Source organism: Streptomyces himalayensis subsp. himalayensis (assembly GCF_013778455.1).
Lineage (GTDB): Bacteria > Actinomycetota > Actinomycetes > Streptomycetales > Streptomycetaceae > Streptomyces > Streptomyces himalayensis.
Genome location: NZ_JACEHE010000009.1, coordinates 145664 through 160687, shown reverse-complemented (window position 1 = coordinate 160687; position 15024 = coordinate 145664). Strand labels below are relative to the sequence as shown.

At 70.2% G+C, this 15024-nt stretch carries 14 protein-coding genes; 8 read left to right on the top strand and 6 right to left on the bottom strand.

The features are described from left to right. The first annotated feature begins 582 nt into the window (after window positions 1–582). Both H1D24_RS17140 and H1D24_RS17135 read left to right on the top strand, forming a co-directional pair. On the top strand, window positions 583–1497 hold the full coding sequence (locus H1D24_RS17140) for a YceI family protein (RefSeq protein WP_181658444.1): 915 nt from the start codon (window positions 583–585) through the stop codon (window positions 1495–1497). Between the two features lie 296 nt (window positions 1498–1793). Then, window positions 1794–2570 (top strand): alpha/beta fold hydrolase, encoded by a 777-nt coding sequence (locus tag H1D24_RS17135; protein ID WP_181658443.1) that lies wholly within the window; start codon window positions 1794–1796, stop codon window positions 2568–2570. Between the two features lie 76 nt (window positions 2571–2646). Here the strand turns inward: H1D24_RS17135 and H1D24_RS17130 are convergent, their stop codons facing one another. Together H1D24_RS17130 and H1D24_RS17125 are read right to left on the bottom strand one after the other, a co-directional pair. Then, window positions 2647–3438: a class I SAM-dependent methyltransferase gene (locus H1D24_RS17130; RefSeq protein ID WP_181658442.1), complete on the bottom strand. Its 792-nt coding sequence runs from the start codon at window positions 3436–3438 to the stop codon at window positions 2647–2649. A 178-nt stretch (window positions 3439–3616) separates the two neighbouring features. Further along, entirely contained in the window at window positions 3617–4354 is a 738-nt protein-coding gene (locus H1D24_RS17125) for a hypothetical protein (protein WP_181658441.1), read from the bottom strand. A 365-nt stretch (window positions 4355–4719) separates the two neighbouring features. Here H1D24_RS17125 and H1D24_RS17120 point away from each other — a divergent pair, with 365 nt between their 5' ends. Then, window positions 4720–4956 carry a hypothetical protein gene (locus H1D24_RS17120; RefSeq protein WP_181658440.1) on the top strand — a complete coding sequence of 79 codons (237 nt, stop codon included), beginning with the start codon at window positions 4720–4722 and terminating at the stop codon, window positions 4954–4956. Here H1D24_RS17120 and H1D24_RS17115 read toward each other — a convergent pair. Together H1D24_RS17115 and H1D24_RS17110 are read right to left on the bottom strand one after the other, a co-directional pair. Beyond that, a complete protein-coding gene (locus tag H1D24_RS17115) occupies window positions 4953–6656 on the bottom strand; it encodes a ricin-type beta-trefoil lectin domain protein (protein ID WP_309484352.1) in 1704 nt (567 codons plus the stop codon). The genes H1D24_RS17120 and H1D24_RS17115 overlap by 4 nt on opposite strands. A gap of 495 nt (window positions 6657–7151) precedes the next feature. Next, window positions 7152–7409, bottom strand: a complete 258-nt coding sequence (locus H1D24_RS17110) for a hypothetical protein (RefSeq protein WP_181658438.1) — start codon at window positions 7407–7409, stop codon at window positions 7152–7154. 287 nt (window positions 7410–7696) lie between these two features. Between H1D24_RS17110 and H1D24_RS17105 the strand changes: the two genes are divergently transcribed. Beyond that, the gene (locus H1D24_RS17105) at window positions 7697–7936 is read left to right on the top strand and encodes a hypothetical protein (protein ID WP_181658437.1); all 240 of its coding nucleotides are present in this window, start codon (window positions 7697–7699) and stop codon (window positions 7934–7936) included. A gap of 79 nt (window positions 7937–8015) precedes the next feature. On the opposite strand, the gene pspAB is transcribed toward H1D24_RS17105, so the two are convergent. Together pspAB and htpX are read right to left on the bottom strand one after the other, a co-directional pair. Beyond that, complete coding sequence (gene pspAB / locus H1D24_RS17100; protein WP_181658436.1) at window positions 8016–8594, bottom strand: PspA-associated protein PspAB; 579 nt, start codon at window positions 8592–8594, stop codon at window positions 8016–8018. 54 nt (window positions 8595–8648) lie between these two features. Further along, window positions 8649–9545: a zinc metalloprotease HtpX gene (htpX, locus tag H1D24_RS17095; protein ID WP_181658435.1), complete on the bottom strand. Its 897-nt coding sequence runs from the start codon at window positions 9543–9545 to the stop codon at window positions 8649–8651. A gap of 373 nt (window positions 9546–9918) precedes the next feature. On the opposite strand from htpX, the gene H1D24_RS17090 reads away from it, so the two are divergent. From H1D24_RS17090 to H1D24_RS17075, 4 genes are all read left to right on the top strand, one after another. Further along, window positions 9919–10710 (top strand): maleylpyruvate isomerase family mycothiol-dependent enzyme, encoded by a 792-nt coding sequence (locus H1D24_RS17090; protein ID WP_181658434.1) that lies wholly within the window; start codon window positions 9919–9921, stop codon window positions 10708–10710. A gap of 66 nt (window positions 10711–10776) precedes the next feature. Then, complete coding sequence (locus H1D24_RS17085; RefSeq protein ID WP_181658433.1) at window positions 10777–11796, top strand: zinc-dependent alcohol dehydrogenase family protein; 1020 nt, start codon at window positions 10777–10779, stop codon at window positions 11794–11796. Window positions 11797–12114: 318 nt separating this feature from the next. Continuing rightward, window positions 12115–14526: a SpoIIE family protein phosphatase gene (locus H1D24_RS17080; RefSeq protein WP_374064253.1), complete on the top strand. Its 2412-nt coding sequence runs from the start codon at window positions 12115–12117 to the stop codon at window positions 14524–14526. Window positions 14527–14719: 193 nt separating this feature from the next. After that, the gene (locus tag H1D24_RS17075) at window positions 14720–14986 is read left to right on the top strand and encodes a hypothetical protein (RefSeq protein WP_181658432.1); all 267 of its coding nucleotides are present in this window, start codon (window positions 14720–14722) and stop codon (window positions 14984–14986) included. Window positions 14987–15024 lie beyond the last annotated feature (38 nt).

Genomic DNA, 15024 nt, shown 5'->3' with positions numbered 1-15024 from the left:
CAAGGGACAGGCCGAGCACACACCAAGGGACAGCATGAAGAGCGATCCAGCCCCACCCGTGGTCGCACCGAGGCCCAAGTGGCCAAGGCCCATGCCGGCCGAAGCCGAAGTGACCGAGGCCCAGGCCCGGGGCGACCGAGTCGACCGTGCTCGGGCCGTTCCACGGCGCCGTCGTCGACCGGGTGCAACCACCACGGGACCGCACCATAAGATGTGTCATGTACTCGGTGGTTCGGTCCGCCGTGCCGAGGTCCACGCCGTGGTGTTGCCGTATGCGCTCGCGTACGACGCGCCGGCCGCCCCGCGCCTGTGGCGGTCGGACGGGCGCTGGCCTTCGAGGCCCCGCGGGGCGCTGTGGGAGCCGGCTGGGCGCCCCTCGCTCCCTCGCGGATCCAGGACGGTCCTCGGCGAATGTGGAGCGCGCGGCCCGGCCGAGTCGCGCGGCGCCCTACGCCGGCCGTGAGAGGTCACACCGAACGGTGGACGGCCTACTGCGGGCCGCACACGTGGCAGGCCCCCTCCCCGGACCGGCACCCACGCACGTAGTACACAGCGTAAGCAGCACGATGAAAGGTGAACGACATGGCCCTGGCACTGTTCCGGCGAAGGAGCCCACTGGGCGGACCTCGCGGCGGAGCGGGGCTCGTGCTTCCACTCCCGGCGGGAGCAGGTGGCGTCAGCCGGACGGTGACGGACCCGCTGGGCCATCCGCTGGGCGGCGCCGACGTCACCGTGACCTCGACCGAGTCGCAGCGCATCGCCGCGCAGGGCACGACCGATCCGTACGGGATGTTCAGCGCGATGCTGCCCCCGGGCAACTACAGCATGATGATCACCGCGGAGGGCCTGCAGCCGCACCGTGAGAGCGTGGACATCGTGCCCGACGCGATGCTGCCGATGGCCGACGTGCGGATGGAGTCGGCCCCGCAGCTGGAACTGCCGCCGCCCGGCATCTGGCTCTTCGACCCTCCTCACACCGCGATCCGGTTCATCGCCAAGCACGTCGGCATGGCGAACGTCCACGGCCGCTTCACACGCTTCGACGGCGGCATACGCGTCGAGCACGAGATGGAGCGCTCCTCGGTCGAGGTCAGAATCGACGCCTCGAGCATCACCACGGGCAACAAGACCCGCGACAACCATCTGCGTTCGGCCGACTTCCTGGACGTGGAGAACTTCCCGTACCTCCACTTCGCCAGCAACCGCTTCATCTACCGCGGCGGAACGAAGTGGACGGTGCAGGGCTCACTGACCATGCACGGCGTGAGCCGTACGGTGGGGCTCGACACCACCTACCTGGGCGCGGTCAACGGCGGATACGGTGAGGAGCTGCGGTGCGCCGCCCTGGCCAAGGCCGAACTGCACCGTGAGGACTACACCTTGAACTGGCGGAGCATGCTGGCCCGCGGCATCGCGGTCGTCGGCCCGACCATCAAGCTGGAGCTGGACGTCCAGGCGATGTACCGCAGCCACGACACCCCGACCCCGCCGGAGTAGGCATCTGCTGACGGACGAACTACAGGCCCCACCGCGCAGTCGGTGGGGCTCTGGCCTACGGTTGGCCGGCTGCGAAGAGCACGGCGGCGGCCCCCGCCTTGCGACGGCAGGTACCGCGGGCGCACTCCGGACGGTCATCCCACCACGAGTCGAGCAGCTCGCGCAACGCACGCCCCAGGGTGACCCGCGCTCCGGTACTGTGCCGCCGGTGTCGGGTGCAACTCGTATGCGCCGTACGTGATGTTGAGCCATCACGCCGCACAATTCGCGCTGATCACCTACCGGAGCGGGCAGCCATGACGACCGTTGACCTTTTCCACACAGACCTGGGTCCCGAAGATGCGCCCGCCGTGCTGCTCGTGCACGGCTGGGGCGGCGACGGCCGGGAGTGGTCGTGGCACGCGGAAGCATTCGAGGACGACTTCCGCGTGATCGTGCCGGATCTGCGGGGCCACGGCCGCTCGCCGGTGCCGGAGAAAGAGAACACACCTGTCGAGATGGCGCACGACCTGGCAGTGCTCGTGGCACGTCTGGGCACCGGTCCCGTCGTCGCCGTCGGTCACTCGATGGGTGGGCAGGTGGTCAACCTGATGGCCGTTCACCATCCCGACGTGGTGCATTCCGTCATCGCCCTCGACCCCGCTCATGGGGCCCCGGAATCCGACCTCGCCTTCATCCGGCCGAACCTCGCCGCGTACGAGAAGGGCGGCGCCGAGGAAGCGGCCGACTTCATCGAGGCCACCTTGGCCAAGACTGCCCCGCACGGCCTGCGTGCCGCGCACGTGCGGACGATTCTCGGCACGCCGGGCCATGTCATCGCGCAGGCGTACGCGGGCATGTACCTGGACGCCGGTGCCGTCGGCATCCGCCCGTACTCGGAGCAGTATCTGCGCCTGCGGTCCTGCCCGTCGCTGACGGTGTGGACGTCCGAGGCGATGGCTGCCTGGGAACGCACCACGCTGCACGTGGCCGAGTCCCGCGTCGAGCACTGGGCGGCCACCGGCCACTATCTGCACGAGGAGCGGCCGAAGCGCACGTCGCGGCTCATCCGTGACTGGGTCCAGTCCCAGTGACCGGCCTGTGCAAGTGACCGGCCACCAGACCGTCCTCGAGACCGGCCTCGAGTTCTGTGACGCTTGACGGTGCTGTTCACACCTTGCGTGCCACGACCAGTCGGCAGCGCGGACTTCCGTCCGGCTGCCGGCCGAGGTCCGGCAGGGGCAGCAGCTCCACAGCGAACCCGGCAGCCCTCAACTCCTGGCATACACGGGGCAGCCGGAACGTGCGGTAGTACATGACGAAACGCGGCCGCCACAGGGCGTTGCGCACGCGCATGGCCATGTCGAAGCACCACAGCGCCCAGTAGAGCCGTGAGCCGACCCGGGGCGGTGCCGCGATGGGGAAGACGAACCTGCCGCCCGGCCGCAGCGCCGCGTGCACCTGCGAGAACAGCAACCCCTGCTCGTCAGGCAGGAAGTGCCCGAAGGCCCCGAAGCTCACCGCCAGATCGAACACCGGCCGGAAGGGCAGCGCCCGCGCGTCGGCACGGACCCAGTCCACCGCGGGTCCGCCCGTACGCACCTGAGGTGCCGGCCCACCCCGACTTCCCCGTCCGTCGTGAGGGCCGGTCCCGCCCCGGTCGTCCGAAACGGCAGATCGCGCGGCGGACAGCATGCCTGCACTGAAGTCGACCCCGGTGACCCGGTCCTCGCACAGCTCCCGCAGTACGCCCACGCCGGCGCCCGTACCGCAGCAGACGTCGAGGCCCTTCTGGAACGGGCCGAGCGGTCGGAGAGCGGACGCCACCGCGTCCAGCAGCCGGTCGGGAGTCCGGAACGGCGTCTGGTCGAACTTCGGCGCGAGCAGGTCGTAGCCGCGCGCGGTGGACGACAGCGCCTGTACGGCGAGCTCGAGAAAGGTGGGGCCCTGAGGAGTGAACATCATTGATCAGCGTAGTGATGCGCGGGGCGCGAGACGAGACCTGAGCCGGAGGCCCCGAAGCGGAGTACACCTGGGGCCCGACTTGATGCATGCCGGCCTTCCTGAAAGTGAGCAGCCGAACACGCCGCGCTCAGGCACTCGCTCGAGGACCGGGAGCGGGTTCCCGGCCCTCGGCGCGTCAGGCCGTGGGCTCCTCGACCTTCTGCGCCGCGTCATCCGTCTCCGCAGCGGAGGCCGGTGAGGCGGTCACCGGCGGGTTTCCGGCGGCGAAGTAGAAGACGGACTTCTGCTGCTTGTTCCGCTGGACGTGCCCCTTGGCCACGAGAGCTTCGAGCGTGTTGCGGACGACGGTGCCCTGGAAGGTGCGGTCCGGGTGCGCCTCGGCCAGGCCCGTGGTGACTTCGGCGGCTGAACGGGGTTCGCTCTGTCCACCGAGGTGATGGAGCACGAGTTCACGGAGCGTGGGCGCTCCGGCGCCCTTCGACTCCTTGGCCTGGCTGGGCGCGGGCTGGGACTTCTTCCTGCCCTTCGCGCCGGCCTTGCTTCCAGCCGTCTTGCTCCCGGCCGTCTTGCTTCCGGCCGTCTTGGTGTCGGCCGTTGCGTCGTCGGTGGACTTCCCCGATTCCTTCGGCTTGCGTGCCGTCGGCACCGCTGCCGGCCTCGGGGCCGCGGTCGCCTCTGGCGACGCAGTGCTCGTCCCACCCTCAGGAAGAGGTGCGGACGACTCGCCTGTGAGGGCCTCTCGCATACTCACGAGCAGCGCATGGTCATGCCGAAGTGCCTGCAACTGCTCCTCGAGAGCAGTCAGTTCGGCGCTAATACGTTCCTGCTCCTTGGCATTGCGCTCGAGGTCCCCTGCGACCTGGGAGACGTACTGAGACTTCAGGTTGGTGGCATCCAACGTGTCTTCCGGCATAACAACCTACTTCCCTGGTGTGCCGACATGATGTGGTGTCAGTGCCGGATGGTACTCACCTACGGCACGCGACGGGGCGTGGTGAACGATGCCCACCCGCCCGAGTGTGTCACCGGGGTGTCACCGTGACGGCAATCGGGGCACCGCACGACGCCGCCCCGCCCCGACCGGTGGCCGCCGAGGCGCTGTCGGTAGCGGCGACGCGTGGTGCTCGTAGGTGACGATGTGCGTTGCCCGGGAGTGGTGACGTGCGCTGTTCGGCGGGTGCGACGTGTGCTGTCTGGCAGCTGTCACGTGTGATGCCCGGCGGCGGCGATGTGGACTGCCGGGCATACTGGTGCCATCTACGTGGAACCGGTCTATGCATGACCGAAAGTGCGAGCCCCTACATCTCGAACCCGCGGATCGTCGTGCTGGCAGTGCAGCCCGGTGATCCCCCCTTCCGCATTGTGGAGATCGACGGAGCCGTGGTCGGTCAGGCCAGGACCATGACGGACGTGCTCTTCCATGCGGCGATCGCCGGCATCACCGTCCATGACCTCGACGATCCGGACGTGGTGCGCTGGGTGGGTGGCGACAAGTACACCTGGAAGGTGCACTAGGTCCCGTACGCTCCGTGGCCTGCGCCCGACTCAGCCCGCCGTGTGCCGTACGCGGCCGGCGTGTCGGCGTCGGCCGTGAACGGCGGCGCAGGCGGCACACCGCGGTTCCCCGCCGCGGGTTGAAGAGGCCTGACGGACGGAAGAGGCCTGCTCAGCGGAAGGGCGAGGCCGTCGCCTGCCGGTGGCCGGGTGGTGGCGCTCCGGGCCGGCGGTGAGGCGGCCCGGGCATCCGTCCGCGACGTGGGCGAGGCCGTCGCGGAGTCGATCAGCCACACCTGCTCCGCGGATTCGTTGCGGATCTTGACCACGATCTCGGAGCCCGCGGTCGGAGACGCGGGAGCCACGGCCAGCTCGGAGCGCCAGCGGGGGATCAGCCGGCCCTGCAGGGTGAGGTCATAGCGCACATCGGCTCCGTCCGGTGTCTTCGGTCCCGCGCACTGACCCAGAGCGATCACCCCGTCATCCGCATGGGAGTCCAGGCACAGGTCGGGCTCGGCCACACTGCGCAGCAGTCCGTCACTCTCGTACGACCACTGCTGCGCAGCCGCGGACGAGCACGCCGCCAGCTTCGTCCCGGTGCCCGCTTTCGGCGTGCGGTCCTGGAGGTCGAGGCACAGGTCGGCGGCGGCATTGCGCAGCCTGGTGCGCAGCGGCGACGTGGGGGTCCCGGACGGGGGGAACGTAGACGAAGCGGTGGGTGCCTGGGAGCCGGGGGCGGCGGTACGGGTGGCGGTGGCACCGCCGGGGGTGGCCGGTCCGGCGTCATTGCTGCTGTCCGGCCAGAGGCTCGCGGCAAGGAGTCCGGCGAGAAGGACGGCCGATCCGACGCCTATCCCGGTGAGCACGGCCTTCGCGTTGTCCCGGGCCAGAACCGCGCGGACGCCTGCGGGGGTGACACGTGGCAGATGGCGATGGCGTCCGGGCGGGGAGTGCCGACGTGGGGGCTGGGGGGCAGATGCGGACTGTGCTGGTGCCGATCCGGGGCGGCGGCGGGCCGGTCGTGTGTCGAGATAGCGTCTGCCGCCCCAGGCGAGCACCGACTCGGCGAGCAGGACGCCGAGCCTTCCGTCGAAGTGGCTGAGTTGCTCGGCCGCGTACCGGCAGTGCCGGCATTCCTCTACATGGCGTTGAACGTCGGGGAGCAAGGCACCGCCGCGGCGAATGGGAACGTCGAGCAGCCGGCTGTAGTAGCGGCATTCCGGGTTCGTGGCGAGTTCAACATGGGCACGGAGACAGCCTGACCGGAATTTTTCGCGGGCTTGCTCGAGTTCGGCCAGTGCGGTTTCGGTATCTATGCCGAGGAGTGCCGCGGGTGACGATATGGGTTCGGCTTCGACCTCGATGTGCCACAGCAGGCACTGTGCGTCCGCAGGTATTGCCTGAAAAGAGCGTGAGGCGAGGATCCGGTTCTCGGGTGCCATGACGTTCGATGTCCGCATCTCGCGGCCGTTGACCGGTTTTCTCGACTCCGGGAGAAGGGCGGAGACGCGCCGATCGGTGGACCACGCCTTGGCCATGTCCCTTACGGTCACAAGGAGTTGTGGACGCAGGGCGGCGGTCGGCTCCGACCGCCGAAGGATCTGCCATACCTTGTCGAATGCCGCGGTGGCCAGTACCGCCGCCGCATTCTCGGAGGAGGCGGTGCAGATGGCGGCGTAGTCGCGGACGGGCTCCCAGTGCCGGACCAGCAGTGCGGCCACGGCATGTGTGGCTTCGGCCTCGGCGGCCGGCTCCCGGAGTGCGGCCGCCAGGGTCGCGTCGGAATCCGCCGGGTCAGGACCTGGGGCAGGAGGATATGACGGTTGAGGGGGGTGGGGGGTGCGCACAGGGACATTCCTTCCAGGGCACTACGTGGCACGCAGGAGCTCTGACCGAGGAAAGAAATCCCCGTTTGGTACATACCTTCTCAGGTAATGGGGCGGGGAAAGCGGCCGTGGCGTGCAGGGCCGTGTGGCGGCTGCGGGAAGCACCTTTTGGGTCGGCCCGCAGCATGGGATATCGACGGGTGGAGCCAACTCGGTCACTATTCATGCGTGAACAAGCCTCACCCTTGCACACGGTCCTCTGACGTAACAAGGGATTCGGGCAACGACGGTTTAGTTGAAAGGGCGTTGAGGGCGCCGGTGACCACGGCTATTCGTACCGGCTTTCGATGTCGAGGGAGTTGGGCGCTCGGTTGCCCGGCCGTACGGCTCTCAGCTCAGCATCATCCACAGAACGGCCGCAGTGATCGCGACAGTCGCCATGCCGGCCATCCCCGCGTGCATCCAGAAGGATGCGGATCCGCCGCGATGGGGAGCATCGCGGCGATCGTCGCGCGTGTGCGCCTCCCGAAGCTGTACGCACCAGATGCATTCGTCCGCCGCGTGTACCGGCGATGTGCCCTCGGTGCGCACGCGTGGCGGACGGATGCCGGGAGCCCGGATGTCGTCGTCTCTGTCGAAGCCGTCCATACCTTTGGCCAACGGCTTCCTGCCTGCCGGGCAACGGCGTTGAGGCTCACCCCGCCTCATCGTCACCCGAGTGGCGGTCAGCGCGCAGCCGTGTCCGCTCTCTCGAGCGTGGTGGCCAACAGCACGGCGGCCCGGGGATCGCCCGGGCTGCCGCGAAACCTTCTTACGTGCGGGGCGCGAAGAGGGCGCGTAACACGATCGGGGTAACATCCCGTGCATTCACTGCTTCCGGTGGAGCGGCGCGAAGCCGTCGCATCACCGACCCACACAGCGCGTTGGATGAGGCCATGGACAGTACATCCGCCACCCCTGGGTGCCTGCCAGGACACACGCACCATCACGCGACCTACGCCGAACTCACCGACGCCTACTGGCTTGAACCGCCGATATACACGTACGTCAGGTACCCCGTGGACGAGGCCCAGGAAGACGAGGGCGATGCGGGATACGCGGGAGATGAGGGTGAAGAGCCGCAGCACGGTCTGTGTGCAGAGGCCCGTGGCAGCGCGGTACACGCCGCCGAGTGAGCTCACCGGCCGCCGGGATGCCGCCGTCACGGTCGGCTGGCCGCCGGTGATGCCGCCGTCACGGTCGGCGGCCCCGTGCTCACAGCCCTGGGGCGCCCCACACCGGGAACCAGCGCGTCAGATCCTGCTCGATCCGTAGATCGTCCGCGACCGCCGCTCTGACCTGCAGTTCCAGGGCGTGGTCGCGGCGCTCGCCGGGCAGCGGCGCGAACGGGTAGAACGTGCCGCGCTTGTACAGATAGACGAGCGCGAGCGTCTGCTGCTCCGCGTTGCGGAAACCCACCAGGGAGCACAGCAGCCCGGATGCGAAGCCGGTGTCCTGGAGGGTGCTGTTGACCGCGTGCAGATCCCCGACCAGGCCGGGCAGGTCGGCGGGGTCCCGCTGGGAGAGCAGCCACGAGTAGCCGTACTCGTCGCGGCTGAACTCCACGGGAATACCGCCCCGGCCTGTGTCCGCGTCGAGCAGATCCCGGACGTCCTGCCGGATCTGGTCGAAGGCCGCGCCCTCGGCGGTGGCGAAGCACACGGAGCCACGCCCGGTGGGTGTGAAACCGGTGGCAGCCTGCAGGGTGATGGCCGCCGACGGCAGTGCGAAGAGCCGGTCGAGATCGGGCAGCGCCGGTTTGCTGCGGCCCAGCAGGACGTCCAGGAAACCCACGGTGTCGTCAACTCCTCAGGGCGTACGGGCGAGCTCAGTTGCGTACGGGCCGCATCAGGCCGGGCGGCCCAGCTGCGCCGAGATCCTGGCCAGCTGGTCCAGGCGCTGCTCCAGGGTGGGATGCGTGGAGAACAGGCGCCCCAGCCAGGCTCCGGCCCCGAGCGCGGGGATGAAGTAGAAGGCGTTGAACGCCTGCGCGGTACGCAGGTCCTTCGTCGGGATCCGGGCGATGTCGCTTTCGAGCCTGGTCAGCGCCGAGGCAAGAGCGGAGGGGCGGCCCGTGAGCAGGGCGGCGGCCCGGTCCGCGGCCAGCTCGCGGTAGCGCGACAGCGCGCGGATGAGGACGAAGCTGAGCGCGTAGACGAGAGCCGAGACGCCCATGACGCCCAGGAACACGACGGCGGTGTTCTGATCGCGGCGCCCGAACACCTGCGAGTAGAACGCGAAGCGCACGATGAGCCCGGCGATGACACCCAGGAACGAGGCGATGGTGATCACGGCGACATCACGATGGGCCACGTGCGAGAGCTCGTGGGCGAGCACGCCCTCCAGCTCCTCCGGCTCCAGGCGGCGCAGCAGCCCGGTTGTCACGCAGAGCACCGCGTGATCGGCGTTGCGGCCCGTGGCGAAGGCGTTCGGCAGGTCCATGTCGGAGACGGCCAGCTGGGGCTTGGGCATGTCAGCTGTCGCACACAACCGGTCGACGATGCCGTGCAGTTGCGGTTGTTCCTCGCGGCTCACCAGGCGTCCTCGCATCGCGTACAGCGCGATACGGTCGGAGTACCAGTACTGGGCCCCGAGCAGCGCCGCCGCGATGACGACCACAAGCACCCAGGACTTGAGCAGCACGATCAGCGCGGCGATGAAGGCCACGTACAGCAGGCCGAGCAGGAAGAGCGTCAGCAGCATGCGGGCGGACAGCTGCCGGTCGGGCTGGAATCGGGAGCGCATGACGTCATCACCCCAGTCACCCCGTGAAAGGGCCGCCGGGTGCGGCGGCCTCGCGGCGTCCTCTCCATCATCGCGCATCCGCCGCGATGCCGGGTGGGCGTCGAGCGGCAGCGGATCGAGACTGTCTCGGCAGCCGGCCGTCGGCGGGGTGCGACTTGCGACGGCCCCGGCGACCGGCCGTCAGCGGGGTGCGGCTCGCGACCGCCTCGGCGACCGGCCGTCAGCGGGGGTGCGGCTCGCGACCGCCTCGGCGACCGGCCATCAGCGGGCGTGCGGCTCGGCACAGTCTCGGATGTCACCAGTCGTCGCATATGGTGAGCGCTGCTTCGCTTTGGGTGGTCGGCTTGTCGGTGGGCGGGTCTATCGTGGCCCCATGCGCGTCTTGAGCTACGAGCGGTACTGCGCCGAAATCGTCACGCAGACGGACCTGTTGAGATCCCGTATCGACGATGCGGATCTCACGGTCGCCGTGCCCACGTGCCCCAGCTGGAATCTGGGTCAGCTGCTGAGGCATCTCGGCGGCGGGCACCGCTGGGTCGAGGAGATCGTACGAACGCGCGCGACGCAGCCCCCTTCCGACGAACACTTCCGCGACCTCTCCGGATACACCGACGAGGACCCCGCCGTGCTCGGGCCCTGGCTCACGAAGGGTGCCGTACAGCTGGCGGACACGCTGCGTGCCGCCGGGCCGGATGCGCAGATGTGGACGCCGGTCCCGGGACAGACCGCCGAGTTCTTCGCCCGCCGCTTCGCGCACGAGACCCTCATTCACGGAGCCGACGCGACCTTGGCACTCGGTGGCGACTTCACCGTGGACCGGGAGGTCGCCCTCGACGCCTTCGACGAGTGGATGGAGCTCGGCTCGCTGCCGGAGATGTTCGAGTACCACCCGGAGATGCGCGAGCTGCTGGGCCCCGGCCGCACGCTCCACTTCCATGCCACCGACACTCCGCCGGAGACGTCCGCGGAGTGGCTGATCGACCTCACCGGTGACACCATCGTCTGGCGCCGCGCACACGAGAAGGCCGCCGTCGCCGTGCGCGGCCGGCTCGCCGACCTGCTGCTCCTCGTGTACCGCCGACTGCCCGCGCACAGCGAGGCCTTCGAGATCTTCGGCGACGCGCAGCTGCTCGACTTCTGGCTTGAGCGGGTCGGCTTCGGATGAGATCCGGAGTGGTGGGCGACGAACCTGAGGGGTGGTGGACGCGGGAACGGGAGACATGATGGAGGCATGGCACCGCGGCGTGTGCTGACCACCTCCGCCTGGGTGGTCGACCGGCCCGGGCCCGTCGACGACGGCCCCCTGCGCCGCGTCGAGCGGGACATACCGGCGCCCGGCCCCTACGAACTGCTGCTGGAGGTCCAGGCGTGCGGTGTGTGCCGTACCGATCTGCACCTGGCGGAAGGCGACCTCGCGCCGCGGACGCCGCAGTGCACGCCGGGCCACGAGGTGGTCGGACGGGTCGTCGCCGCTGGATCGGCCGTGGAAGGGGTGGGCGCCGGAGACCGGGTGGGGGCAGCCTGGCTGGCCGAGACCTGCGGGGACTGCCGGTACTGCCGCTCGGGGCGGGAGAACCTCTGCCCCCGTTCTCGCTACACCGGCTGGGACATTCACGGCGGCTACGCCGGACACACCGTCGTCGACGCCCGGTACGTGTACGAGCTGCCGCAGGGATGGACGGACGAGGAAGCCGCACCCCTGCTCTGCGCGGGAATCATCGGCTACCGCGCACTGCTGCGGGCCGATCTGCCGACGGGCGGGCGGCTCGGGATCTACGGCTTCGGTGCCTCCGCCCATCTGACGGCCCAGCTCGCGATCGCCCGCGGAGCCACCGTGCACGTGGTCACGCGATCCGCCGAGGCCCAGCAACTCGCGCTGGAGCTGGGGGCCGCGTCGGCCGCGCCGGACGGCCCCCCGGAGCCGCTGGACTCCGCCATCCTGTTCGCACCGGCCGGCGGCCTCGTGCCCGCCGCGCTCACGGCGCTCGACCGGGGCGGGACTCTTGCGGTGGCGGGCATCCATCTGACCGCGGTGCCCGGGCTCGACTACGGGCGCCACCTGTACCAGGAACGCACCCTCCGCAGCGTCACCGCCAACACACGCGAGGACGGGCGCGCCTTCATCGCGGAGGCGGCGCGGCTGCGGCCCAGCGTCCGGATGGCCCGCTACTCCATGGGGGAGGCCGACCAGGCGCTGGCGGACCTCGCCCATGGGCGCATCACAGGCGTCGGCGTGCTGGTCGCGGACTGACCGGTCGGCGGCCTTGGCGACTCTTTGCGCCTCCGATGCGATCGGCGACTCAGAGTGTTCGAGAAGTGGTCACAAGGGCTGCGTAACTCGTCCAGAAGCGCTGTAATTGCGGACGTGGTGAGTGAGGGTGCAGCGGACCGCCGATCGCGGACACTCCGTGCCGAACTCGCCCTCAAGGCACTCCCCGCCGACACCGGTCCCCGAGAGCGGCTCCGCTCCCTTGTCGAGCAGGCCCTCGTCTTCTCCGGGGCGACACTGGTGGCCGTCTACGCACCCGACGGGACGGCCGGCGAACTGCGGCTCCTCGAGTCAGCCGGTGTGCCACGGGCCCTGTACGGGCTGCGGGAGGTCTACCCCGTCTCGGGATCTTCCCCGGTCGCGGCAGCGCACCGTTCCGGTGGGCCGTTGTGGCTGACCCCCGAGGAGCTCGCCGACGCCGTCCATGCCCAGTACGTGCCCGGTGATGACTTCTCGTTGGCCGTCCTGCCGCTGGGGGAGGGCAGGCGGACCGCGGGCTGCCTGCTCGCTGTGACAGAGAGCACCGACGGCTTCGACGCCGAGGAGCGGCGGTGCCTGGAGCTGTTCACCGCGGCGGTCAAGGGCCTCACCCCGTCTCCGCACCTGCCCGCGCCCACGGTCTCGTCGAGGTCCCCGCTTCCGGCGCCCTCGCACCTCCCGTCGCAGTCCGCGCCCCCGCACGCGCCCGCCTCGCCGGTCCCGGACCTGTCCCGCTCCCCGTCCGAGGCCCCCACCGCGCGTACCGGCGTGGCCGCCGCGCATCCGTCCGACGCGCGCGCGGCAGGCGACGGGCGGGCCAGCTCCTTCAGCCTGGCCATGGACACCGGGCGCATCGACGTGGACGAACAGGTGCTCGAGCTTTTCGGGCTGGTCCCGGCGGAGTTCGACGGGAAGGTGGAGACGCTGCTGGCGCTGACCGTGCCGGAGGACCTGCCCACCCTGATGTCCGTGGTCGAAGCGAACCACATGGCCATCGGCGACCGTGAGCTGGAGTTCCGCATCCGGCAGCCCTCCGGCACGCAGCGGTGGCTGCGCCTGCGCGGGCAGCTTCTGTCGGCGGGAGACGGCCGTCCGGCCCGGCTGTTCGGCACCGTCGTCGACGCCTCCGACCTGAGGACCCAGGTCAACGACGTCGCCCGCGTGCAGCGGCTGGCCGCCGTGCTCGCCACGGCGACCACCGTCCGCGAGGTCAGCCAGGCGGTCGTGGCGGCCCTGCGGGCACCGATGGAGGCCGACCGGATGGCGCTTGCGGAGCTGGAAGGCGACCGGCTGGTGGTCACCGTCCTGGATCCCCCCGAGCCCGAGGCCTGGCCCGAGGTGTGGCGCAGCGAGTGGCGCTCCGAGTGGCCGGACGCCCCGGTGCGCGCCATGCCCACGCTCGCGGCGGCGCTCCGTGAGGGACGCGCCGCGGTCTGGCCGGCCGGGACCGAGCTGGAGCCGCCGCTCGCCGAGGTGGGACGCGGCGGACTCGTAGTTCTGCCGCTGCCGGCCGGCGACCGTATGGTGGGCGTCTGTCTGATCGGCTGGGACACCCCGCACGACTTCGGCGCCGACGAGCGCGCCCTGCTCACCGCGGTCGCGGGTCTCGCGGGGCAGGCGCTGATGCGGGTCCGCGCCTTCGACGCCGAGCACGAGCTCGTCGGCATGCTGCAACGGACCCTGCTGCCGCGCAGGCTGCCGACCCTGCCGGGCGGCGAGGCTGTCGCGCGCTATCTCCCGGCGACGGCGGGCCTGGAGGTGGGCGGGGACTGGTACGACGTGATCCCGCTGCCGGACAACCACGTCGCACTGGTGATCGGCGACGTTCAGGGACACAACGCCGGAGCCGCGACCGTCATGGGCCAGATGCGGACGGCCCTGCGCGCCTACGCCGTCGAAGGGCACCCCCCGGACGTCGTCGTCTCCCACGCCAACCGCCTGCTCATGGGCATGGAGACCGACCTCTTCGCCACCTGCTCCTACGTCGACGTCGACATGGAGGACGGCACGGGATGGTGCGTACGGGCGGGTCATCTGCCACCGCTGCTGCGCCACCCGGACGGGTCCACCGAGGTGGTGGAGGCCGAGGGCGGGCCGCCGCTCGGTGTGATCACCGAGGCCGAGTTCCGCATGACGCCACTGCGGCTCGGGCCCGGCACACTCCTGGCACTCACCACGGACGGACTGGTCGAGTCCGCGGACCTGGAGTTCGACGAGGGTATGCGCCGGCTGAGCGTCGCACTGTCCGCCGCGGACCAGGACGACCTGGGCCTCATGGCGGACGCGCTGCTCGACAACGCGCACCGGGGCGACGACGTGGCGTTGCTGCTGATGCGCTACGACGGCATGGCCGTGCGGCCCGCCCGCGAGACCTGGACGGTGTGGCGCGTCCCGGAAGCGGTCCGCCACGCGCGCCGCTTCACCAGGCGCACCCTGCGCTCATGGAGGGTGACACGTGAGACCGACACGGTGCTGCTGGTCGTGTCCGAACTGGTCACCAACGCCCTGGTGCACACCGACGGCCCGGTACGGCTCGACCTCTCGCGGATCGACGACCGGCTGCGCGTCGCGGTCGCCGACGCCTCACCGCGTACTCCGGTCAAGCCCGCGAACATCGGCTGGGAGGCCACTGGCGGACGCGGCGTCCTCCTCGTCGAGGCCATGTCGACGGCCTGGGGCACCGTACCGGCCGGCGGCGGCAAACAGGTGTGGTGCGAGATCGACGTGGGCTGACGCCCCGTCGCCGCTGTGGTCCGACTGGCCCTCGGGACAAGGCCCCCGATCCACGTGGCCGTCAGTGCCATGCCCCCGTGTGGTCCACCTGGCCCTCAGCGCCATGCCCACGCGTGGATCAACACGGCTGTACCGCGCAGCTACTGCTGTCGTATGGATCCGCACATTCCCCCTCCGACCACGGGAGATTCACATGCGGATCCGTACCACGGTCGCTGCGGCCGTCCTGGCCGTCGGCGCGCTCTTCGGCGGCGCAGGCGCCGCAGTTGCCGACAACCACACCGACGTTGACGTCGACATCCCGGGAATCGTGATCAACGTCCCCGGGATCGACTGGCCCGAGGACCTCTACGACTGGCCGATCGAAGCGGCGATCGAGATGTGCAACGCCTGGGTCGAATGGGCGCAGCAGCTTGATCCGGACTTCAACTACACCTGTCCCACCGGTCCCACCGGGTGATGACCCCGCCGGCTGTGGTGCCGTCGTGTCCATCGTGT